Consider the following 21,368-nt stretch of genomic DNA (forward strand, 5'->3'; position numbering starts at 1 on the left):
CTAACATGTCAGGGCGGCGAGCGATCGTCGCCCTCATTCGTCAATAGGAGCCCCGGCTGATGCGGTTTACGGGGCCGCAAAGAGGAGAGACCACATGGCCACCACCATCAAGGGCCCCGCTATCTTCCTGGCGCAGTTCGCCGGCGACAAGGCCCCCTTCGACAATCTCGACAATATTTGCCGCTGGGCCGCCAGCCTCGGCTACAAGGGCGTCCAGATCCCGACCTGGGTTTCGAGCTTCATCGATCTCGAAAAGGCTGCCAATTCAAAGACCTACGCCGACGAGATCAAGGGCATCGTGAACAGCCACGGGCTCGAGATCACCGAGCTTTCGACCCACCTTCAGGGCCAGCTCGTCGCCGTCCACCCGGCCTATGACACCGCCTTTGATGGTTTCGCTCCGGCCTCCGTGCATGGCAATCCAAAAGCCCGTCAGGAATGGGCTGTGCAGACCATGCTCAACGCGGCCAAGGCCTCGCAAAACCTCGGGCTCAAGGCACACGCGACCTTCTCGGGCGCGCTCGCCTGGCCCTATCTCTATCCTTGGCCGCAGCGCCCGGCCGGCCTTGTCGAAGAAGCCTTCGACGAACTGGCGCGCCGCTGGACCCCGATTCTAAATGCCTTCGACGAGGCCGGCGTCGACGTCTGCTACGAAATCCATCCCGGCGAGGACCTGCACGACGGCGTTTCCTACGAGATGTTCCTCGACCGCGTGAAAAACCATCCGCGCGCCAACCTGCTCTACGATCCGAGCCATTTCGTGCTGCAGCAACTCGACTATCTCGACTACATCGACATCTACAAGGATCGCATCAAGGCCTTCCACGTGAAGGATGCCGAGTTCAATCCGACCGGGCGCCAGGGCGTCTATGGCGGCTTCCAGTCCTGGGTGGACCGGGCGGGGCGCTTCCGCTCGATCGGCGACGGCCAGGTCGATTTCCCGGCGATCTTCGCCAAGATGGCCGCCAATGATTTCCAGGGCTGGGCCGTGCTCGAGTGGGAATGTGCGCTCAAGCATCCGGAAGATGGCGCCCGTGAAGGTGCCGAGCTCATCCAGAGCTACATCATCCGCGTCACCGAGCACGCCTTCGACGATTTCGCCTCGGGTGGCACCGACAAGGCCGCCAATCGCAAGATGCTCGGACTGTCGTAATATCTGATAGCGCCCTCCAATCGTCATTGCCCGGCTTGTCCGGCAACCCATGGACCACCGGGACAAGCCCGGTGGTGACGATCTACGAGGGACCACGGAACAGGGAGAATTAGAATGGCCGAGAACGGCGCAAAACCAATTCGTCTGGGCATGGTCGGCGGTGGTACCGGGGCCTTTATCGGCTACGTACACCGCATCGCCTCGCGGCTTGATGGCGATTTCCAGCTCGTGGCCGGCGCGCTCTCGTCGCGTCCTGAGGTGGCCAAGGAATCTGGCAAAAATCTCGGCCTGGCCGACGATCGCGTCTATACATCCTACGAGGACATGGCCAAGGCCGAGGCTGCGCGCCCCGACGGCATCCAGGCCGTCTCCATCGTCACGCCCAACCACATGCATTTCGGCCCGACCAAGGCCTTCCTCGAGGCCGGCATCCACGTGATCTGCGACAAGCCGATCACCTCGACGCTGGATGACGCGCGCAAGCTCCTCGACATCAAGCCGAAGAACGGCGCCAAATTCCTGCTGACCCACAACTATACCGGCTATCCGCTGATCCGGCAGGCCCGCGAACTGGTAGCCTCCGGGGCTCTGGGCAAGATCCGTGTCGTCCAGGCCGAATACGCCCAGGACTGGCTCACCGAGGCTGCCGACGAGGACAACAAGCAGGCCGCCTGGCGTACCGATCCGGCCCGTTCCGGCGCTGGCGGTTGCATCGGCGACATCGGCACGCATGCCTACAATCTGCTGCGCTTCGTCACCGGCCTCAAGACCGAGGCCGTCTCGGCGGACCTGACCGCTTTCGTCCCGGGCCGTCAGCTCGATGACAATGTCCACATCATGCTGCGCTTCGAAGGTGGGGCCAAGGGCATGCTCTGGGCCAGCCAGGTTGCCGTCGGCAAGGAAAACGGGCTGCAGCTCCGCGTCTATGGCGACAAGGGCGGCCTTGAATGGAGCCAGGAGAACCCGAACTACATGTGGTTCACCGAATTCGGCAAGCCGCGCCAATTGCTGACGCGCGGCGGTTCGATCGCCGTGCCGCCGGCCGCTTCGATGAATGTCCGCATCCCCTCGGGTCACCCCGAAGGCTATCTGGAAGCCTTCGCGACCATTTACAGCCAGTTCGCTTCGGTCATCCGCGGTGATGGTGCGGCCTACGAGAACCTGTTGCCCTCCATGGCCGACGGCATCGAAGGCATGCAGTTCATTACCGCCTCGGTGAAATCGAGCCAGAACGACAGCAAGTGGACGCGCTTCAGCGACGTCTGATCGTTCGTTGATCCAGAAGGCCGGCGGTTTGCTCCGCCAGCTTTTCTATTGAACGCGTTCGCTGGAAAACCCGCGCTCTTCGAGCAGCTTGACGACGCTGACATCGCCGGCCAGATGCGCAGCACCGACGACGATCAGCGCGGCCTCGTTATCGCCGAGCATGGTCTCGATCTTCTCCACCCAGTTGTGGTTGCGGATATCAATGATGCGATCGACCATTTTGGCGTCATAGCCGACGGTCTGGGAATCAAAGGCTTCGCCCAGCGTCTCGGGGTCACCATCCATCCAAGCCGAGATCATGGTTTCGACATCCGCCTTGGCCATTGGCAGGGTGTCGAGCGTCGCCTCCAGCATGGTGATCTGCTCGTCCAGCGTGCCGCTCGACAGGAATCCCAGTTGTTCCTCGGCGGTTTCGAGGAAGCCCTTGCGCTCGGCGGGCAGTTCCTCGCCAAGCACCATTTCGACGCCGTGGATCGCCTCGAAGCCCGAATCGAGAAGCGGACCCGAGCCAAGCGTCGTGGCCGCCAGCCACGGCTTCATGGTAAGGAGAGCGGGCATGGGCAGCCCATATTCCGCGGCTGCATCGCGCACGCGGTCCGTCAGCTCTGGCCCGATCTGCTCGCTGAGCAGCACACCATCGCGATTGAATCCTAGCTCCATGGAAATGGGCATGATTTCCACCTGCGCCGCTGCGCTGATGTCAGCTTCGAAGTAGACCCGATCGGCCTTGGAAATCAGTTTGTCGAGGCGCTGCGTGCGCCAGTCCGTGTCCGCGCGCAGCATATGCACCGATCCGAACAGCCAGACCGAGCTATCGGCGTCGCTGACTTTCCAGATCGCCGGCGCCGCTGCGGCGGGAGCAATGAGGGCTGCGGTCGCAAGCAGCATGGTGGAAATTTTGAGCATGAAGTCCTCCGGCGCCTATTTGGGCAGGAGCACGTCTCTCATGCAAGTCGCGAGGGCGTTACCGCTGCGGATAAAGCACTGACCCAATAAAACAAAAGCGCCGCAATCTCTTGCGGCGCTGGATAGGTTCAACGCTGGAAACCCGGAATTAGTGCGTCCAGGGCGTCTTGCGGTCGGAGCGGAAATTGTCCGGATAGCTCACGCGCTTTGGCGTGGCTTCGTGGGCCGGCTGGACTGAATAGGGAATGCCATTGCGCTGCGCATAGGCCTCGGCCTCTTCCAGCGTCTCGAACGACAGTTTCACCTGCTGGTTCATGTCGGAGCTGCTGGTATAGCCCATCAGCGGATCGATGCTGCGCGGGGTCGTCGCTTCGTGAACCAGGACCCATTGCTTGGACTTGCCCTTGCCGGACTGCATGGCATTGCGGGCGGGTCGGTAGATTCGGGCGGTCATGCCAAGTCCTCAACACGATGCACAGCATCGGACCGAAAAGTGCGACGCGATTTTTCGGTTCATCCGATGCGCCTAAAATAATGCGATTGGTCGGAGTACAAAGATTCGAACTTTGGACCCCCGGTTCCCAAAACCGGTGCTCTACCAGGCTGAGCTACACTCCGAGATCGCGCATTTCCGTTAGCCTGTTCGAGGGCAAAGGGCAAGGCCGGTTGCGCCAACATGCCCGACTTGACGAAGCTGATGCGGTCAGTGGACAAGTTTGTCATGTTTGATCTCGAAAAGCCCTGGCCCCTCGGACTTGACCGCCGCTCCTGGCCATATTTCTTGGTCGCCGTCGCGATTGGGTTGGCCGTGCTGGCCAGCATAGACGTGGCCGCCTCGCGGGGCGCCATAGACTGGCCGGCCGCCTGGCGTGCGCCCTTCTTCTTCATCACCGAGTATGGCCTTTCGGACTGGATCCTGATTCCCAGCCTGGCGCTGGCGATTCTGTTGCGGCTCGCCATGTTCCCCATGCACGGTGTGTGGAAGCGGGCGACCGGCGAAGCGGCGATGATTTCCGCCTTCGTTTTCCTCGGTGTCGGCGTGCCGGGCCTGATCACCAACCTGCTGAAGCGCCTCGTGGGTCGGGGTCGTCCCAGCGAGTTCGAGGCATCAGGCGCCTTCTCCTTCCAGAATTTCGTCAACGACTGGCAATTCCAGAGCTTTCCCAGCGGCCACTCCGCGACAGCCGTGGCGACGGCCTTTGTGGTCGGTTTCATGGTGCCGCCGCTCTTTCCAATCCTGCTGGTGGTTGGCATCGCAGTAGCCATCTCGCGCGTGCCTGTGGGTATGCACTACCCCACCGACGTCTTTGCCGGCATTATTGTCGGCATGCTCGGTGCGTATCTGGTACGCAATTTCTTTGCCCGGAAGAACTGGCTTTTCACCCAGCTCCCCGATGGCCGCATGGTGCTCAAGCCGCTGAGCGGGCTGACGGAGCTGTTTCAGCGCGCCAGCTGATAGCGCTCTAACCCCGCCGCCAGATCTGCCTTGAGGTCGTCCACGCCCTCGAAGCCGATATGCACGCGGAAGAGATGGCCGGCATCGTCCCACGGCCTGACCGTTCGTGCCGTCTTGATCGCCACAGGCAGCAGCAGGCTTTCGTAGCCGCCCCACGAATAGCCCATGGTGAAAAGCTGCAAGTGGTCGACCAGGGCGGCAACCGCCGAGCGCGGCGCGGGGGCAAGCACGAAGCTGAAAAGGCTCCCCGAGCCGGTAAAGTCGCGCTGCCACAGGTCATGGTCGGGATGGCTGGGCAGGGCAGGGTGCAGCACCTGCGTGACAAGCTCCTGCGCCTCAAGCCAGCGGGCGATCTCCAGCGCCCGCTCCTGGTGTTCTTTCATGCGGATGGCGAGCGTCTTGAGCCCTCGCGACACCAGGTAGGCATCGTCGCCCGAGGTGAAGAAGCCCAGCAGCGTCCTGATGCGCTCGACATCGGCCCAGGCCTCCTCGGTCGTCGAGATCGTTCCGGCAAAGGCGTCGGAGTGACCCACGAACATCTTGGTCGCCGCATGCACCACGATATCGGCGCCCAGCGCCAATGGCCGATGATAGAGCGGGCTGGCCCAGCTATTGTCGACGATCAGCCGGGCGTCGTTGGCACGGGCTGCCGCCGCGAGTGCCGGAATGTCCTGGACTTCGAAGGTCAGCGAGCCCGGGCTTTCCGCCAGCACTGCCCGCGTATTGGGCTGCATGAGGTCGGACAAGCCGGCACCGATCCGTGGATCATAAAAGCGGACGCTGACGCCCATCCGCTCGAGAAAGCCATTGGCGAACTTCCGGCCCGGCTCATAGGCGCTGTCGGTGATCAGCACATCGTCTCCGGCCTTGAGGCAGGACATGAGCGCGATGGTGATGGCGGCCAGGCCTGATGGCACCAGCTTGGTCCGATAGGCGCCCTCCAATTCACTCACCACCGCCTCGACCGATTCGGTCGTCGGATTGCCCGCGCGGCCATAAAGGAAGCGCTGCGACTGGGCATCGAGATCGGCCAGCGTTTTGAACAGGACGGTCGAGCCGCGATAAACCGGCGTGTTGACGAATCCGAACTGATCTTCCGGAAAGCGTCCACCATGAGTGAGGATGGTTTCGACGGAGGAGGGCCCATTTGTGCCGGTTTCGTGGTCAGTCATGCTAGGCTCGGTGCTTAAAAAGAAATCAAACGGGGACGTCTGGCTAAATAAGAGACAGCTTTCCTGACCCAACCCGCCTTCAGCCCTTGACGTTGGTGGGAATAGAGGCTTGCATACCTATCAGCATCCAAACTGTCACACAAAGGCAGTGGTGCTCTCGGAGCCGAGGGACCTACGGCTTCGAACACAGGGTCAGGAAACAAAAGGCAAAAAAATGCAAAAAGCGCTCGTAACGATCGCAGTCGCGGCTTCGCTGGGCCTCGGCGCGACGGCTGCCCAGGCGGCCATTCTCGACGACGTCAAGGCCAAGGGCTACGTTCAGTGTGGTGTGACCGGTGGTGTTCCCGGCTTCTCCGCGCCCGATTCCAACAACGTGTGGACCGGCCTCGAAGTCGACTTCTGCCGCGCCATGGCCGCAGCGATCTTCAAGGATGCCGACGCGGTTCGCTACACCTCGCTGACCAGCCAGGAGCGTTTCACCGCCCTGTCCGCCGGCGAAATCGACGTGCTCTCGCGCACCACCACCTGGACCATGAGCCGCGATACCCAGCTGGGCATCAGCTTCATCGGCACCATGTTCTATGACGGCCAGGGCTTCATGGTTCGCGAAGCCGACGGCATTGCCTCGGCCCTCGACCTCTCGGGCGCCGCCATCTGTATCGAATCCGGCACCACCACCGAGCTCAACGCTGCTGACTACTTCGCTGCCAACGGCATGGAGTTCAACACCGTCGTGTTCGTGGACCAGGACGAAGTTGTGAAGGCCTATGAAGATGGCCGTTGCGACGTCTACACCACCGACTCTTCGGCTCTTGCTGCCGAACGCTCCAAGTTCGCCAACCCGGCCGAGCACATCATCCTGCCCGAAATCATCTCCAAGGAACCCCTTGGTCCGGTGGTTCGCGCTGGTGACACCCAGTGGTTCAACCTCGCTCGCTGGACCTACTTCGCGCTGCTCGAAGCCGAAGAACTCGGCGTGACCTCGGCCAATGTCGACGAAATGCTCGGTTCGGACAATCCGGCCATCAAGCGCCTGCTCGGCGTTGAAGGCGAGTTCGGTGCCCCCATGGGCGTCGAGAACGACTGGGGCTACCAGATCGTCAAGCTCGTCGGCAACTATGCCGAGATCTACGACAAGCATGTCGGTCCCGACACCCCGATTGGGCTGGAACGCGGCCTCAACGCTCTGTGGAGCGATGGCGGCATCCAGTACGCTCCGCCGATCCGCTAAAACCGATCAAATTGGTCCGGCGCTCCCTCGCGGAGCGCCGGTCTCTTTGTTCTGTCAGCTGACGCGCCTCCGTGGCGTGCAGAAGGCCTTTTGCGGCCAAGGTACAGCCACATGACGACACTCGATACGGGGCAGAAACTTGCCCCAAGGGCCAGCTTTTTCAACGATCCGGTGATCCGGGGGATCATCTACCAGGTCGTTGTGGCCGTGCTGCTGATCGCCTTCATTTCCTGGATCATCGGGAATACGGCGGCCAATCTGGCGGCGCAAAACAAGACGACTGGTTTCGACTTCCTCTGGAAGACGGCCGGCTTCGACATCAGCTTCTCGCTTCTTCCGTGGTCCCGCGCCTCGTACTACTGGGAAGCTTTCCTCGTTGGCATCACCAACACTCTGCTCGTTGCCATCATCGGCATCGTGCTGGCCACCATGCTGGGCTTCACCATCGGCATTGCGCGCCTGAGCTCCAACTTCATCGTTTCGAGCCTGGCGACGGTCTATATCGAGGTCATCCGCAACGTACCGCTGCTGCTGCAGCTTTTCTTCTGGTATTTTGCCGTACTCAAGGCGATGCCGGCCGTGCGTGAATCCATCACGCTGCCCTTCGACGCTTTCATCAACCAGCGCGGCATCATGGTGCCGAGGCCCACACCTGACCAGGAATTCACCTGGGTCATGGTCGCCATCGTCGTCTGCCTCGTGGCGGCAATCGCCATCGGCGTCTGGGCGACGCGCATCCGCACCCGAACCGGGCGCTACCCTGCATCCATCGTGCTCGCCGGCAAGTTCGGCGATGCCTGTGTCACACTGCTCGTCGGTTTCACGGCGCTCGCGATTTTGCTGAACGCGGTCTATCCGGTCGCCAACGGCACAGTCATTGCGGCCATCGTTGCCGCTGCGATTGCCGCGGCGTCGGTGACGCGCTTCGCGCCCATCGCCCGAGGCGTGATGACGTTCGCGGTCGCCTTTGTGATCCTCAACTTCATGATCGGCGGCATGCTGTCCTGGCTCTCGCCCGTGGTGACGTCGGCCGGAGCTGCGCTCATTGCCCTGGTCATGGCCAGCGTGGTCTACACCAATGCAACCGAGCGCCCGCCCAGCGACGCGCGGTTCCCGCTGGCTCTGCTGATCCTGATCGTGGTCGCCATCCCGGCCCTGATCTACTGGGTCACCGGCGCCACCCTGGCATTCGAGGTGCCCGTCCTCGAGCGTTTCAACTTCCGCGGTGGCGTGCAACTACCGCCTGAGTTCGTGGCTCTGGTGTTCGGCCTGACCATCTACACGGCGGCGTTCATCGCCGAAACGGTCCGCGCCGGCATCCAGTCCGTCAACCGCGGCCAGACTGAAGCCGCTCAATCCCTCGGTCTCAAGGATGGCGACCGCCTGCGTCTGGTCATCGTGCCCCAGGCCATGCGCGTCATCATTCCACCGCTGACCAGCCAATATCTCAACCTGACGAAGAACTCCTCGCTCGGTGCGGCCATTGGCTATCCCGAACTGGTCAACGTCTTTGCCGGTACATCTCTCAATCAGACAGGCCGGGCCATCGAATGTATCTTCATGGTCATGCTCGTCTATCTCACCCTCTCGCTTCTCACCTCGGCCATCATGAATTGGTACAATGGCCGCGTGAAGCTGGTGGAACGGTAGGAGGCGCATCATGACCGATATCGGCTTCGTACGTTCCGCCATGACGGATGCCCGCCCGGCTCCACGCCGCACCAGCGGCGTAGGCGCCTGGCTGCGCAAGAACCTGTTCGCCACACCCTCCGACGCAGTGCTGACCGTCCTTGGCGTCATCTTCCTGCTCTGGGTGGTGCCACCGCTCTTCAACTTCCTGTTCGGCCACGCCGTGGGACCGAACGGCACCGTGGAAGAGTGCCGCATGCCAGAGGCGGGGGCCTGCTGGGCCTACATCTCGTCGGAAATGGAGTTCTTTATCTACGGCTTCTACGACATCCCCCAGCATTGGCGTCCCAATATCGTCTTCGCGCTCGGGGCTCTGCTGCTGGTGCCGTTGATGATCCCGAAGGCGCCCTTCAAGCGCGTCAACGCCGTGTTGTTCCTCTTCGTCTATCCGATCGTCAGCTACATACTGCTGGCCGGCGGTGTCTTCGGGCTCACCCCGATCCCGACGGAAAAGTGGGGCGGCTTGCTGGTGACGCTGATCATTTCGGTCGTCGGTATCACCCTGTCCTTTCCCTTGGGCATTATCCTCGCCCTTGGTCGACAGTCGAAAATGCCTGTGATCAAGACGCTCTGCGTCGCGTTCATCGAGCTCATCCGCGCCGTGCCGCTGATCACCATCCTGTTCATGGCTTCGATCATGCTGCCCCTGTTCATGCCGCAGGGCATGACGGTGGACAAACTGCTTCGGGCTCTGGTGGGTGTGACACTCTTCACCTCGGCTTACATGGCCGAAGTGGTGCGTGGTGGTCTCCAGGCCATCCCGCGCGGACAGTATGAAGCCGCCGCATCACTAGGCCTCAGTTACTGGAAGCAGATGTATTTCATCATCCTGCCCCAGGCGCTCAAGCACGTGATCCCTGGCATCGTGAACAACGCCATCGCCTTGTTCAAGGACACGTCCCTCGTCTACATCGTCGGCATGAAGGACCTGCTCGAAGCGGTCAAAACCAAGAACGACACCGCTCTCGAATGGCAATCCGCCAACACCGCGACCACCGGCTACATCTTTGCCGCCATGGTCTTCTGGGTGTTCTGCTTCGGCATGTCCCGCTACTCCATGTATATGGAGCGCCGCCTTAACACTGGCTACAAGAGGTAGCACCCATGTCTCAGGTTTCCGAAACCACCGTCGATCGAGCGATCGACACCAGCCACATGAAGGTCTCCAAGACCGACGTGGCCATCGATGTGGTCAACATGCACAAGTGGTATGGCGACTTCCACGTCCTGCGCGACATTAACCTCAAGGTGATGAAGGGCGAGCGCATCGTCATTGCCGGGCCCTCCGGCTCCGGCAAGTCGACGCTCATCCGCTGCATCAACCGGCTGGAAGAGCATCAGGAAGGGCAGATCATCGTCAACGGCACGGAACTCACGGCCGACCTCAAGCGCATCGATGAAGTGCGCCGCGAAGTCGGCATGGTGTTCCAGCACTTCAATCTGTTCCCGCATCTGACCATCCTCCAGAACCTGACGCTGGCCCCCATCTGGGTGCGTGGCATCCCCAAGGCCGAGGCCGAGGCGACCGCCATGCATTATCTGGAGCGGGTGAAAATCCCGGAGCAGGCCAACAAGTATCCCGGCCAGCTTTCGGGCGGCCAGCAGCAGCGCGTCGCCATTGCGCGTTCGCTCTGCATGCAGCCGCGGATCATGCTGTTCGACGAACCCACCTCGGCCCTCGATCCGGAAATGGTCAAGGAAGTGCTCGAGGTGATGATCAATCTGGCCGAAGACGGCATGACCATGATCTGCGTCACCCACGAAATGGGCTTTGCCCGTCAGGTGGCCAATCGGGTCATCTTCATGGACCAGGGCCAGATCATCGAGCAGAACGAGCCGGAGGCCTTCTTCTCCAACCCGCAGCACGAACGCACCAAGCTGTTCCTCAGCCAGATCCTGCACTGACTTCGACGCGGCCGCAGGCAAAATCGCTCCTGTGGAGCGAATTTAGCTGAGAAGGCCATGAGACCTGCGGTCGAATGGCGGCGGCCGACAGGCAAGATCGCTCCAGTGGAGCGATCTTAGGCGAGCAGGCCATGAGACCTATGGTCGAATGGCGGGAGGCGCCGCAGCGCAAATATCGGGGGTCGAGCCGGTCATCGGCTTGACCCCTTTGTTCATGCGGCCAATATGGTGCGGCAAACCGAAGGCCTGCGCATTGACCAAGCTGCTCAGACATCTGCTGTTCTGGATTGCCCTCGCATGCGTGGCGGGCGCACAGCAGGCGAGTGCGCAGACCCTCGAAGCAGTGCGCAGTCGCGGCTTCCTGATCTGCGGGTCGAGCAACCCGCTCGCCGGCTTTTCCCAGCAGGATGTCGATGGCCGCTGGTCCGGTTTCGATGTGGACCTCTGCCGCGCATTGGCCGCAGCCGTGCTCGGAAATCCCGATCTCATCGAGTTCCGCTCCTATCGCGGTGAAGCGCGTTTCGCGCCGCTCGAAACCAATGCTGTCGACGTGCTGATGCGAAACGGCGCCTGGACGCTCGGGCGGGACACCCGCTACGGCGCCCGGTATGTCACGCCCACGTTCTTTGACGGTCAGGCCTTCCTGGTCCCCCAGGCGATGGGCGTGGTTTCCGCCTATGAGCTCGACGATGTCAGCGTCTGCGTCATCGACGGCGCCGGCGATCTCGAGGCCCTGGAAGAGTTCTTCTTTTCCAACCAGACCGATTATCGCGAAGTGCCCTACGAAGACGTCGCCGACCTCGCCACGGCCTATCGCGCCGGGCTCTGCCAGGCGATTTCGGCCTCGGGCCGCCAGCTCCAGGCCATCCGCCGGGAACTGCCCGATCCCAACCTGCACCGCATCCTGCCGGAGCGCATTTCCAAGGAGGTTCTGGCTCCCGTGGTGCGCGATGGCGACGAGCAATGGTTCAAGATCGTCCGCTGGACCATGTTCGCTCTGATCAATGCCGAGGAAGTCGGCGTGACCAGCCTCAATATTGATTCCCTGGTTGCGGCCCGCACCCCCGCGGTACGGCGCATTCTGGGGGTCGAGGGTGATTTTGGCACGGCCCTAGGCCTGCGCGAGACGTTCCTGGCCGATGCCATCAGGGCGGTGGGGAACTATTCCGAACTCTATGACCGCCATTTCGGTCCGCAGACGGGTGCCGCCATGCTGCGTGGGCAGAATGCGCTCTGGAGCAATGGCGGCCTGCTCTACGCTCCGCCGGTTCGCTAGCGCTCAGGCGAAATGCAAGTTGACGCGCCGGTTTTCCTTGCCCTTTTTCTCGATCTTGCCGATGGCAAGGGGCCCGATCTCGGCGGTTCCGGCCACGTGCGTTCCGCCGCAGGGCTGCAGGTCGACGTCCCCGATCCGCACCAGCCGGACGCGACCTTGGCCCATGGGCGGCTTCACTTTCATGGTCTTGATGAGATCGGCTTTTGCCTCCATCTCGGCATCGGTGATCCATTCCGTGCTGACGGCATGATCGGCCTCCACCATGGCGTTGAGCCGGGCCTCCAGGGCCGCAAGGTCGTTGGGCACTTCGGGCATGTCGAAGTCCAGTCGCCCTTTGTCTTCTCCCACCGAACCACCCGTCACCGGAAATGGCAGGACGACCGAGAGCAGATGCAGCGCCGTGTGCATGCGCATCAGCCGATGACGGCGATCCCAGTCAATTTCCACCGTGACCCGCTCGCCAGGCTCCGGCAGGGTCGCCCCTGCGGCCGGAACGTGGACGATGGCCGTCTGTCCCCGTCCGGATGGACCGCCGTGGCAATCGCGATCTCCGTGCCATCCGAGCGCAACAGCCGGCCGCTATCTCCAGGCTGGCCGCCTGAGGTCGCGTAGAAAACCGTGCGATCCAGTACGATGCCGCCTTGCTCGGTGATGGCGACGACGGTCGCCTCGACCGACTGGAGGTAGGCATCGTCTCGAAACAGGAATTCGGTCATCAGTGTTCTCACAGCACCGGGGAGAGCAGGCGGGCCGCCTGCGACCCCAGGTAAAGTGGCCAGGGGCGGGTTTCGACTTCAGACCGGCTGACCAGCCGGCAAGCGTTGAAGTCTTCGAGCAGCATGGCTTCGACATTGCCTATGGTGGTTTGGTCGGTGAACCACAGCGTGATCTCGAAATTGATTGCAAACGAGCGGTTGTCGAAATTGACGCTTCCCACCGTCGCCATGGCGTCGTCCATCAGCACCACCTTCTGGTGCAGGAAGCCGTCAGTATAGCGATAGATGGCGATATCGTGCTGCACCATGCTGTCGGCATGGGCGATGGTCGCCAGCCAGACCAGCTTATGGTCCGGCTCGTCGGGTAGCATGATGCGCACATCGACGCCGCGCAGCCGCGCCGCGAACAGCGCCGTTCGGATATCGGTGTCGGGAACGAAATAGGGGCTGACGATCCACAGCCGCTCCCGCGCCCGCCCGATCAGGTCGGTGAAGGCAATGGCGCATTCCTCGAGCTTGTCCGCCGGGCCGCTGCCCATGACCAGCACGGAATTGTCGCCGAAGGTTTCGAGTTCAGGCGGCGGCGAGTTCGGCAGCCGTTCGCCGGTCGCCCATTCCCAGTCCTCACGAAACAGCAGCGCGCAGCCCAGAGCCGCCGGCCCTGAAACCCGCACATGCGTGTCCCGCCAGTGCCCGAATTTCGGATCCTCACCGAGATATTCGACGCCCACATTGTGCCCGCCCACCCAGGCATGCTTGCCGTCGACCACCACGATCTTGCGGTGATTGCGGTAGTTGATGCGGGTCGGGCCAAAGATGCGCAGGAATTTGTGGCGCCGGTTGAAGCTCGACACCTTGACGCCGGCCTCACGTAATTCCTTGCGGAACCGCTTCGGCATGCCGGTGCTGCCGATGTCGTCATAGAGCAGATAGACCGAAACCCCGGCCTTGGCCTTGGCGATCAGGCGTTTCGCCAGCTCATGGCCGAGCCGGTCGTCGCGCACGATGTAGAACTGGACCAGCAGGTATTCCTTGGCCGCTTCGATCCCGGCGAAAATGGAATCGAAGGTCGCCTTGCCGTCGATCAGCAGTTCGACATCGTTGCCCTTGAGGAAGGGCAGCTCCGACACATGCACCTGCACTGGCCACTTTGCGTCGGTTTCCCGGTCGATCAGTGCCAGGTCCTTGGCCCGCAGCGGGCGTTCGGCGCGACCGTTCTGCATCCGCTCCGTCGCATAGTCGTCGAACAGCTTCCACCCGAAGATCAGGTAGAGAAACACCGTCGGAAACGGCAGCAGGATCAGCGACAGCAGCCAGGCGATCGAGCCTTGAGAAGTGCGTGAATTGAGGATTTCGCGCACCGCGCAGACAATCGCGAGGAGATAGATGAGCCCCATGATCAGCGCAACGATATGCAGGTCGGCTGCTACCGCGCGGAGTAAATCATCGAATCCGTACATCGTGGACCTTGTGCCTGGCAGGGTGGGACACTCTAGCAGTCTGGCAGCTCACAACAATCTCCGGAATGGATGCCCTGGCTTCAAACGTCCTTTTCGATGACGCTTGAAATGTCGATCGGCGTGCGACCCTCCATCCAGGGCGGCACCGGCAGGTTCTTGCCGCGCAGGAAGTCCGGGTTGAAGATCTTGCTGGCATAGCGATTGCCGTAGTCGCAGAGCACCGTGACGATGGTCTTGCCCGGCCCCAGGTCGCGTGCCATGCGCACCGCGCCGGCAATGTTGATAGCGCTCGAACCGCCCAGGCATAGCCCTTCGTGCTCGAGCAGATCGTAGATGTAGGGCAGGGCCTCGGCATCGGAGATGCGATAGGGCATGTCCACCTCGAGACCTTCGAGGTTGGCGGTGATCCGACCTTGGCCGATGCCTTCGGTGATCGAGTCGCCAGACGATTTCAGTTCGCCATTGGCGAAATATTCGTAGAGCGCCGCACCCTCGGGATCGGCGAGACCGATCTTCACCTCCGGATTGCGCGCCCGCAGCGCTTCGGCCACACCCGCCAGCGTGCCGCCCGAACCCACGGCGCAGATGAAGCCGTCGATGCGGCCATTGGTCTGCTGCCAGATTTCCGGACCCGTGGTCTCCACATGGGCGCGCCGGTTCGAGACATTGTCGAACTGGTTGGCCCAGATGGCGCCATTGGGCAGCTCGGCATTGAGCTTTTCGGCCAGCCGCCCGGATACCTTGATATAGTTGTTGGGGTTCCGATACGGCTTGGCCGGCACTTCGATGAGCTCGGCGCCATAAAGCCGCAGCGCGTCCTTCTTTTCCTGGCTCTGGGTCTCGGGAATGACGATGACCGATTTGAAGCCAAGCGAATTGGCGACCAGCGTCAAACCGATCCCGGTATTGCCCGCCGTCCCCTCGACGATCGTGCCGCCCGGCTTTAGCGCGCCGGATTTGACCGCGTCGTGGATAATGAACAGCGCCGCGCGATCCTTGACTGACTGGCCCGGATTGAGGAATTCGGCCTTGCCCCAGATCTCGCATCCGGTGAGCGTGGATACCCGGTTGAGACGGATCAGCGGCGTGTTGCCGATGGCGGAGATGAGGTCTTCGTGCTTGGCCATACCAGAATTCTGTTGTGTGACGCGCTCGGTGCGCTGGAGGGTTGTGCCAGGCAAGGCCAGCAAAACCAGAAAGATCAGTCACTTATGGTAGGGGCGGGACAGGCGGGCCGCAAGTCGAATGCGCGCAGTTGAGGACCGCTTTTCCCGCTGGCGCGCCGCCGCGCAAGCGGTACTCGGCGCACCCAGCTCAGGTGGAATAGTTTTCCGCGCTAGCTATCGTTCGCGCCCAGATCGGCGAAGGCATCGAGTGCCCGTTGCCGCGTCTGCTTGAGATCGGCAATCGGCTCGGGGTAAGTGTCACCCAACTTCACGCCGGTCTTGGAGAGTGCTTCTGCCGGTGCTTCAAACGGCTTTTGGATGAACTTGTCCGGCAGTGAAGCCAGTTCCGGCACCCAGCGCCGCACATAATCCCCCGTGACGTCGAACCGTTCGCCCTGCGTTACGGGATTGAAAATGCGGAAGTAGGGAGCAGCATCGAGGCCACTTCCGGCCACCCACTGCCAGCTGGCAGGATTGTTGGCCTCGTCGGCATCTACGAGGCAATCCCAGAACCAGTGTTCGCCCTGACGCCAGTCCACCAACAGGTTCTTGGTGAGGAACGACGCCGTCAGCATACGGACCCGGTTGTGCATATAGCCGGTTTCCCAGAGCTCGCGCATGCCGGCGTCGACAATGGGGATGCCGGTCATCCCGGTCTGCCACGCACGCAATTGTGCCGGCGCGTGCCGCCAGTGCAGCCCCTTGAATTTGGCCTGCATCGGAACACGGGCGATGTCGTCCCGGTGGTAGAGTTGGTGGTAGCTGAAATCGCGCCATGCCAGCTCCGAAAGGAATTTGTCGACCGCTCCGGCCTTGCCAGGATGGGCATGGATAAATGCATGCGCCGTGTGCCAGATCTGTCGCGCCGAGATCTCGCCGAACCGCAGATGAGGCGACAGGCGCGACGTCACCGGCCGCGCCGGAAAATCTCGTCCCTCTGGATAGCCGGCAACGCTTTCATCGAGAAATTCCGCCAGCCGCTCCTGCGCTGCACCTTCCCCGATCGACCAATGCTGGCCGAGCTTGCCCGCCCAGTGCGGCTGTTTGTATCCGTTGTCGACCTTGATGCTGCGCTTGGCTTTGCCCTTCGGCGCCGGACTGGGATGCTCGATGTCCATCCCGCGCAGTGTCTTCCAGAAGGGCGTGAAGACCGAATAAGGACGACCCTGGCCGGTCTCAACTGTCCACGGCTCGGCGAGAACATTGCCGGGGTGCGAGTGAGCCGCGATGCCTTGGGTGCGCAGGTCCTCCTTGATATCGGCATCGAGCGCCCGTTCCTTGGGCCCATAGCGGCGGTTCCAATGTACGGCAGCTGCCTCAAGTCCACGCGCCTCGGCCGGCAGGATGTCTCTCGACTTGCCTGCCTCCACTTTGAGCGCAATGCCGATCTCCGCCAGCGACCTTGCAAGATTTTCGAGGCTTTCGTGCAGCCACCAGCGGGCCGCGGCGCCAGTCGGCCGCAGCCCGTCGTCAGCCTCGTCCACATATAGTGCGACGACGCGGTCGTGCTGCTTGGAGGCTGTGAAAAGGGCAGGATTGTCGGCGAGGCGCAGGTCGTTGCGCAGCCAGACCAGGGCAGTGGACACATCAACCTCCGGGCGTCCCACACATAACGGGCGTCCGGAGAATATGGATCAGCCTATTCCATCAGTTCGGCAAGTTCTTCGAGCGCCGCGCTCCAGGCCTCCATGGAAAAGATGCGCGTCTGCGCATCTGCGTGCGGCAGTCCGCGCTCGATCAGCGTGATGATCGTGCTGTCCTCGCCCACCGCCTTGAAGGCAATGTCGAGCACGAAGATCAATTCGCTGTCCTCATCCTCGTCCTTGTGAATCCAGGAGAGAACCAGTCGCTGGTCCTCGACGAAGGTCAAGACCTCGCCGCTCACCTCGTGATCGGCCTCGTCGTCATCTTCGGCGAAGGTGACGAAGCGATACTGGCCGCCTTCGAAGGCGTCGAACTCTGCCTCGTCGGCCTCCCACTGCTCGATCAGGGCCGGATCGGTCCAGGCGGCGAACACGTCCGAGACATGCGCCCCGATGGTGCGAGTCAGCGTGATCTGGCTTTCGTTGTCGGTGTCCATCCCTTGGCTCATGCCGGCTTCCTTTCGGGATGCAGCTCCGCCGTCCGGGGCAGGAGCACGGTAAGAATACCCAGTGCGGGCAGGAAGGCGCAAAGCTGGAACACGGGAATGATGCCGATCCAGTCGGCCAGCCCACCCATCAGCGCTGCGCCCAGAGCACCGATGCCGAAAGCGAAGCCGAAGACGAAGCCAGAAATCATGCCCACTTTGCCGGGCACCAGTTCCTGCGCATAGACCACCATGGCCGAAAACGCCGAGGAGAGGATCAGGCCCACCATGATGCTCATGACGCAGGTCCAGAATAGGTCGAGATAGGGCAGGGCCAGGGTGAAGGGCAGGGCGCCAAGGATCGACACCCAGATCACCGCGAGCCGGCCATAACGATCGCCCACCGGACCGCCGATGAAAGTGCCTGCCGCAACCGCTCCCAGGAAGGCGAACAGGTAATACTGTGCCTCCTGCGCCGAGAGCGCGAATTTCTCGATCAGGAAGAAGGCGTAATAGCTCTTGAGGCCCTCGATATAGATGAACTTGCTGAGCAGCAGGGCGCCGATCACCGCAAACGCGACGACCAACCGCTGCCGCGACAGCACCGGCTTGTGGATTGCGGCGGCCGGGCGCGAGGCGGCCTGGCGCTGGTGGTCGGCGAACCACCGGCCGACATAGGCCAGCAGCGCAATGCCGAATGCCGCCACGATCAGGAACCAGAAGATGCTGGTTTGTCCCATCGGCAGCAGAATCAGCGCCGCCGCCAGCGGGCCGAGCGCGGTGCCGGCATTGCCGCCCACCTGGAACAGGGATTGGGCGAAGCCCAGCCGGCCGCCCGAGGCCATGCGCGCGACGCGAGAGGCTTCCGGGTGGAACAGCGCCGAACCGGTGCCGACGACCACGGCGGCAAGGAACAGCATCCAGAAGCCGCTCGCCGCCGCCAGCAGCGCCACACCCGCCGCAACGATGGTCATCGAAAGGGCCAGCCAATAGGGCTTGGGCCGGAGATCGCCGGACAGACCGAAGATCGGCTGGAGCAGGCACGCGGTGATTTGCTGTCCGAGCGTCAGCATGCCGATCTGGAAATAGGTGAGGCCGTAATTTTCCTTGAGCAGCGGATAAAGCGCCGGCAGCAGGAACTGCAGCAGGTCATTGAGCAGATGCGCCCCGCTCACGCAGAGGATGATCGACAGGGCGGTACGCTGCGCGTCTGGCGCAGTTGGAGCAGCAACGGTGGTCATGGAAATCGCTTCAGGGAAAGGATCTGCCCGCCGTCCTACGCCACGTGACGCGCAAGAGCAATCGCTGGTGCACAATAATCAGGCATTTGGGGGGAGGGAAATGGCTCCGCGAGCTGGACTCGAACCAGCGACCATTCGATTAACAGTCGAACGCTCTACCAACTGAGCTATCGCGGAACACTTTCGTGCGCCCTCTTGGCGAAGGCGAGGTCCGTGTACCCAAACTGATCCGGTTTGCCAAGCCCCCAATGCAGGCCCATGTGAATAACTTGTCACAGACCCTCGGCCTGCGCCCGGCGCGCCAGCGACAGGAGGTCATTGAGCGTGTTGAGATTGGCGAAGGGGTCGGCAGCATGCGTGTCGGCCCAGTCCACCGTCGTGGCCTTTAGCCGGGCCAGCAGGGCTTTCGGGCTTTTCGGCAGCGATCCGTCCTGGGCTCGTGCGGGCAGGTCGCGCAGTGCCGGGAGCCGCCAGATCGCATTGGTGGGATAGACGTTGCCGCCCCATCCCGCCTGCGCGGCGGCCTCGCCCGGCCCTAGCGCAGCGACGAGTCGCCGCACGAAGTCCTCGGGCAGGAATGGCGTATCCACCGCGACCGTCAGCAGCAGGTCAGTGTCGTCATGTCCGGCCAGATGGTCCGCGGCGGCGACCAGGCCAGCCATCGGTCCAGCGATCGGCAGGTCGAGGTCGGGCAGAGAGCTTTCGCCATCGCGCTCTGCGGATGCCCGGCGTCCGGTAGAAATCAGCAGCGGCCTCTCGACATCGCGTAACCGTCCGGCGACGCGTTCCAGCATGGAAGTCCCGCCCAGACGAAGCGCATCCTTGCGCACCGCGCCAAGTCGGCCGCCTTCGCCACCCGCCAGGATCAGCGCATGAATGCTCATTTCGTGTCGCGCGTCCGCAGCAGCAGCATGAGGCCGATGCCGCCGACCAACCCCCAGAACGGCGCGCCGACGCCGACAATGGTGATCCCCGATGCGGTGGTGACAAAGGTGAGAATCGCTGGCAGCCGCGAGTCCTCACTGCCCAGTGCGGCCGCCAGGGCCGCCGCAAGGCTGGAAAACAGCGCGAGACCCGCAACCGCCTGGATCAGCAGGGGCGGGGAGGCGGCAATGAAGGCGGCCGCGAGGCTCGCCGCGAGACCGAAGAGAATATAGGTGGCGCCGGCCGCGACCGGCGCAGGCCAGCGTCTCTCCTTGTCGGGATGGGCCTCGGGACCGGCGCATATGGCGGCGGTGATAGCGGCAAGATTGCTGGTTGGCCCGCCGAAGATGGCCGAGGCGCCGCTGGCGGCCCCGGTCAGCACGAAGAGCGGCGACGGCCGGAGCTCGAAGCCATTGCTCTTCATGACGGCAATGCCCGGAAGGTTCTGCGAGGCCATTGTCACCACATAAAGTGGCAGGGCGATGCGGATGATGGCATCCAGGGTAAACGCGGGCATGACCGGCACCAGCATGGGCCAGGCCCCGTCGAAAGTTCCGACCGGCAGATGCGTTGTCGCAGCCAGCACCACTGCCGTCGCGCAGACCGCCAGCGGAACGGCATAGCGCCGCGCGAAGCGCAGCCCCAGCCCCCAGGCCAGCAATATGGGGAGCGTCTGCCAGGGTAGCTCCGCCAGAGCGTTGATCGGCGCGAGGCACAGCGTCAGCAACATGCCGGCCAGCATGGCGTTGGCGATCACCGCCGGTATAGCTGCAATGGCGCGGCCGAGCGGGGCGATCAAGCCTGTGAGCACGATCAGCACTGCGCAGACGAGAAAAGCGCCCGCCACCGCCGGAAACCCGCCGTCCGGCTCGCCTACGGTGAGCAGGAATGCCATACCCGGCGTGGTCCACGCAAAGCTGATCGGCGTCCGCACGCGCCACGCCACGACCATGTTGAGCACGCCAATGGCGAGGCAGACCGAAAACAGCCCGGAACCCGCCTGTTGCGGCGTCGCCCCCGCAGCGGCGAGCGCGGCCAGCACGAGGGTGAAGGTACTGGCGGAGCCGACAACGGCCGCAAGAATGCCAGCCAGGATCGGCTGGGCATAGTCGCGCCGCGGCGGCGTCAGGGCTTGGGTGGACATGGCGATTCTCTTGTCGGGCAGCCGGAGGCTAGTCCCTCCCGCTTCCCGACGCCACCGGCCTCGGACGAATCGTTTTTATTCGCGCCGGCCCGACGGGCTTGGCCGTTTGAACTGGTCGGTCAGCGCCAGCAGCACCACCATGTGCAGGCGCTCGGGCGTATTGGGTGGCTTGAGGCATTTGACACGCGAGGACACGGTGTATCTCGCGCCATTGCGCTCGCCGGTCGCCGTATAGAGCAGATATTTGCTCGTCTCGTCGTAATAGGCGGAGGTCACCTTGAACTGCATTTTGGGACCAAACTATCCGGATACAACGAAGACAATGGACCATCCCGTCGCCGGTTCCGCTGCCACGGTCAATGCGCGGGAAGGAGAAATTAAGCGGCGCACCAATGAACCTATTGCATAAGCACTTGCCGTCCAATAGGTACTCACGCCCAGAGGCCGCGTGGCGGAGTGGTTACGCAGCGGATTGCAAATCCGTGTACTCCGGTTCGATTCCGGACGCGGCCTCCATCTCTTTTCACTTCTGAATATGCACGTGCAGGCGACTTTCGGCCGGCGACGTCGCTTGCCCTTTGGCGCTTGGCTGACA

The 21,368-nt window shown here is 62.6% G+C and carries 19 protein-coding genes, 3 tRNA genes and 1 pseudogene; 9 read left to right on the plus strand and 14 right to left on the minus strand.

All coding sequences use genetic code 11. The features are described 5' to 3' along the window. Window positions 1–94 precede the first annotated feature (94 nt). Window positions 95–1,153 (plus strand): sugar phosphate isomerase/epimerase family protein, encoded by a 1,059-nt coding sequence (locus JEQ47_RS12380; protein WP_198876694.1) that lies wholly within the window; start codon window positions 95–97, stop codon window positions 1,151–1,153. Window positions 1,154–1,267: 114 nt separating this feature from the next. Beyond that, window positions 1,268–2,419 carry a Gfo/Idh/MocA family protein gene (locus JEQ47_RS12385; RefSeq protein ID WP_198876695.1) on the plus strand — a complete coding sequence of 384 codons (1,152 nt, stop codon included), beginning with the start codon at window positions 1,268–1,270 and terminating at the stop codon, window positions 2,417–2,419. 45 nt (window positions 2,420–2,464) lie between these two features. Here the strand turns inward: JEQ47_RS12385 and JEQ47_RS12390 are convergent, their stop codons facing one another. The 3 genes from JEQ47_RS12390 to JEQ47_RS12400 all read right to left on the minus strand — a co-directional run bounded on the left by JEQ47_RS12390 (window position 2,465) and on the right by JEQ47_RS12400 (window position 3,943). Beyond that, window positions 2,465–3,325, minus strand: a complete 861-nt coding sequence (locus JEQ47_RS12390) for a TraB/GumN family protein (RefSeq protein WP_198876696.1) — start codon at window positions 3,323–3,325, stop codon at window positions 2,465–2,467. Window positions 3,326–3,473: 148 nt separating this feature from the next. Then, entirely contained in the window at window positions 3,474–3,779 is a 306-nt protein-coding gene (locus tag JEQ47_RS12395; RefSeq protein ID WP_198876697.1) for an ETC complex I subunit, read from the minus strand. An 87-nt stretch (window positions 3,780–3,866) separates the two neighbouring features. After that, window positions 3,867–3,943: transfer RNA gene (locus tag JEQ47_RS12400), tRNA-Pro, on the minus strand. A 103-nt stretch (window positions 3,944–4,046) separates the two neighbouring features. Between JEQ47_RS12400 and JEQ47_RS12405 the strand changes: the two genes are divergently transcribed. Next, window positions 4,047–4,781, plus strand: a complete 735-nt coding sequence (locus JEQ47_RS12405; protein WP_198876698.1) for a phosphatase PAP2 family protein — start codon at window positions 4,047–4,049, stop codon at window positions 4,779–4,781. Here the strand turns inward: JEQ47_RS12405 and metC are convergent. Further along, the gene (gene metC, locus JEQ47_RS12410; RefSeq protein ID WP_198876699.1) at window positions 4,766–5,953 is read right to left on the minus strand and encodes a cystathionine beta-lyase; all 1,188 of its coding nucleotides are present in this window, start codon (window positions 5,951–5,953) and stop codon (window positions 4,766–4,768) included. The two genes, JEQ47_RS12405 and metC, sit on opposite strands and share 16 nt — an antisense overlap. Window positions 5,954–6,167: 214 nt before the next feature. On the opposite strand from metC, the gene JEQ47_RS12415 reads away from it, so the two are divergent. The 5 genes from JEQ47_RS12415 (at window position 6,168) to JEQ47_RS12435 (ending at window position 12,054) form a co-directional block, all read left to right on the plus strand. Further along, a complete protein-coding gene (locus JEQ47_RS12415; protein WP_198876700.1) occupies window positions 6,168–7,184 on the plus strand; it encodes an amino acid ABC transporter substrate-binding protein in 1,017 nt (338 codons plus the stop codon). Window positions 7,185–7,295: 111 nt separating this feature from the next. After that, window positions 7,296–8,834, plus strand: coding sequence for an amino acid ABC transporter permease (locus JEQ47_RS12420; RefSeq protein ID WP_198876701.1), 1,539 nt, complete (start codon window positions 7,296–7,298; stop codon window positions 8,832–8,834). Window positions 8,835–8,844: 10 nt separating this feature from the next. Then, a complete protein-coding gene (locus JEQ47_RS12425) occupies window positions 8,845–9,972 on the plus strand; it encodes an amino acid ABC transporter permease (RefSeq protein WP_198876702.1) in 1,128 nt (375 codons plus the stop codon). A 5-nt stretch (window positions 9,973–9,977) separates the two neighbouring features. After that, entirely contained in the window at window positions 9,978–10,778 is an 801-nt protein-coding gene (locus tag JEQ47_RS12430) for an amino acid ABC transporter ATP-binding protein (protein ID WP_198876703.1), read from the plus strand. Window positions 10,779–11,031: 253 nt separating this feature from the next. Then, window positions 11,032–12,054, plus strand: a complete 1,023-nt coding sequence (locus JEQ47_RS12435; protein ID WP_198876704.1) for an amino acid ABC transporter substrate-binding protein — start codon at window positions 11,032–11,034, stop codon at window positions 12,052–12,054. Window positions 12,055–12,057: 3 nt separating this feature from the next. Here the strand turns inward: JEQ47_RS12435 and JEQ47_RS12440 are convergent. The 10 genes and pseudogenes from JEQ47_RS12440 to JEQ47_RS12485 form a co-directional block, all read right to left on the minus strand. Continuing rightward, window positions 12,058–12,770, minus strand: a pseudogene (locus JEQ47_RS12440) (alanyl-tRNA editing protein). A gap of 8 nt (window positions 12,771–12,778) precedes the next feature. Then, window positions 12,779–14,230, minus strand: coding sequence for a cardiolipin synthase (cls, locus tag JEQ47_RS12445; protein WP_198876705.1), 1,452 nt, complete (start codon window positions 14,228–14,230; stop codon window positions 12,779–12,781). Between the two features lie 80 nt (window positions 14,231–14,310). Then, a complete protein-coding gene (locus JEQ47_RS12450; RefSeq protein ID WP_198876706.1) occupies window positions 14,311–15,357 on the minus strand; it encodes a cysteine synthase A in 1,047 nt (348 codons plus the stop codon). Window positions 15,358–15,566: 209 nt separating this feature from the next. Beyond that, window positions 15,567–16,982: a cryptochrome/photolyase family protein gene (locus JEQ47_RS12455; RefSeq protein ID WP_198876707.1), complete on the minus strand. Its 1,416-nt coding sequence runs from the start codon at window positions 16,980–16,982 to the stop codon at window positions 15,567–15,569. 53 nt (window positions 16,983–17,035) lie between these two features. Continuing rightward, window positions 17,036–17,488, minus strand: a complete 453-nt coding sequence (locus tag JEQ47_RS12460; protein ID WP_198876708.1) for an SRPBCC family protein — start codon at window positions 17,486–17,488, stop codon at window positions 17,036–17,038. Further along, the gene (locus tag JEQ47_RS12465; RefSeq protein ID WP_198876709.1) at window positions 17,485–18,705 is read right to left on the minus strand and encodes an MFS transporter; all 1,221 of its coding nucleotides are present in this window, start codon (window positions 18,703–18,705) and stop codon (window positions 17,485–17,487) included. Before JEQ47_RS12465 ends, JEQ47_RS12460 begins: the two co-directional genes overlap by 4 nt. A gap of 101 nt (window positions 18,706–18,806) precedes the next feature. After that, window positions 18,807–18,882, minus strand: a tRNA-Asn gene (locus tag JEQ47_RS12470). Between the two features lie 95 nt (window positions 18,883–18,977). Further along, a complete protein-coding gene (gene mobA / locus JEQ47_RS12475) occupies window positions 18,978–19,589 on the minus strand; it encodes a molybdenum cofactor guanylyltransferase (protein ID WP_198876710.1) in 612 nt (203 codons plus the stop codon). Next, the gene (locus JEQ47_RS12480) at window positions 19,586–20,773 is read right to left on the minus strand and encodes a benzoate/H(+) symporter BenE family transporter (RefSeq protein WP_198876711.1); all 1,188 of its coding nucleotides are present in this window, start codon (window positions 20,771–20,773) and stop codon (window positions 19,586–19,588) included. Before JEQ47_RS12480 ends, mobA begins: the two co-directional genes overlap by 4 nt. A gap of 75 nt (window positions 20,774–20,848) precedes the next feature. Continuing rightward, complete coding sequence (locus JEQ47_RS12485; RefSeq protein WP_198876712.1) at window positions 20,849–21,061, minus strand: hypothetical protein; 213 nt, start codon at window positions 21,059–21,061, stop codon at window positions 20,849–20,851. A 154-nt stretch (window positions 21,062–21,215) separates the two neighbouring features. On the opposite strand from JEQ47_RS12485, the gene JEQ47_RS12490 reads away from it, so the two are divergent. Continuing rightward, a tRNA-Cys gene (locus JEQ47_RS12490) sits at window positions 21,216–21,289 on the plus strand. Window positions 21,290–21,368 lie beyond the last annotated feature (79 nt).

It is taken from the genome of Devosia sediminis (genome assembly GCF_016411825.1).
GTDB classification, from domain to species: domain Bacteria; phylum Pseudomonadota; class Alphaproteobacteria; order Rhizobiales; family Devosiaceae; genus Devosia; species Devosia sediminis.

Excerpts from the sequence above, each read along its gene's own strand:
- JEQ47_RS12420 (WP_198876701.1), top strand. The coding sequence starts at position 7,296 with ATGACGACACTCGATACGGGGCAGAAACTTGCCCCAAGGGCCAGCTTT.
- metC (WP_198876699.1), bottom strand. The coding sequence starts at position 5,953 with ATGACTGACCACGAAACCGGCACAAATGGGCCCTCCTCCGTCGAAACC.
- JEQ47_RS12480 (WP_198876711.1), bottom strand. The coding sequence starts at position 20,773 with ATGTCCACCCAAGCCCTGACGCCGCCGCGGCGCGACTATGCCCAGCCG.
- JEQ47_RS12390 (WP_198876696.1), bottom strand. The coding sequence starts at position 3,325 with ATGCTCAAAATTTCCACCATGCTGCTTGCGACCGCAGCCCTCATTGCT.
- JEQ47_RS12405 (WP_198876698.1), top strand. The coding sequence starts at position 4,047 with ATGTTTGATCTCGAAAAGCCCTGGCCCCTCGGACTTGACCGCCGCTCC.
- JEQ47_RS12465 (WP_198876709.1), bottom strand. The coding sequence starts at position 18,705 with ATGACCACCGTTGCTGCTCCAACTGCGCCAGACGCGCAGCGTACCGCC.
- JEQ47_RS12385 (WP_198876695.1), top strand. The coding sequence starts at position 1,268 with ATGGCCGAGAACGGCGCAAAACCAATTCGTCTGGGCATGGTCGGCGGT.
- JEQ47_RS12430 (WP_198876703.1), top strand. The coding sequence starts at position 9,978 with ATGTCTCAGGTTTCCGAAACCACCGTCGATCGAGCGATCGACACCAGC.
- JEQ47_RS12485 (WP_198876712.1), bottom strand. The coding sequence starts at position 21,061 with ATGCAGTTCAAGGTGACCTCCGCCTATTACGACGAGACGAGCAAATAT.
- JEQ47_RS12425 (WP_198876702.1), top strand. The coding sequence starts at position 8,845 with ATGACCGATATCGGCTTCGTACGTTCCGCCATGACGGATGCCCGCCCG.
- JEQ47_RS12380 (WP_198876694.1), top strand. The coding sequence starts at position 95 with ATGGCCACCACCATCAAGGGCCCCGCTATCTTCCTGGCGCAGTTCGCC.
- JEQ47_RS12450 (WP_198876706.1), bottom strand. The coding sequence starts at position 15,357 with ATGGCCAAGCACGAAGACCTCATCTCCGCCATCGGCAACACGCCGCTG.
- cls (WP_198876705.1), bottom strand. The coding sequence starts at position 14,230 with ATGTACGGATTCGATGATTTACTCCGCGCGGTAGCAGCCGACCTGCAT.
- mobA (WP_198876710.1), bottom strand. The coding sequence starts at position 19,589 with ATGAGCATTCATGCGCTGATCCTGGCGGGTGGCGAAGGCGGCCGACTT.
- JEQ47_RS12395 (WP_198876697.1), bottom strand. The coding sequence starts at position 3,779 with ATGACCGCCCGAATCTACCGACCCGCCCGCAATGCCATGCAGTCCGGC.
- JEQ47_RS12415 (WP_198876700.1), top strand. The coding sequence starts at position 6,168 with ATGCAAAAAGCGCTCGTAACGATCGCAGTCGCGGCTTCGCTGGGCCTC.
- JEQ47_RS12460 (WP_198876708.1), bottom strand. The coding sequence starts at position 17,488 with ATGAGCCAAGGGATGGACACCGACAACGAAAGCCAGATCACGCTGACT.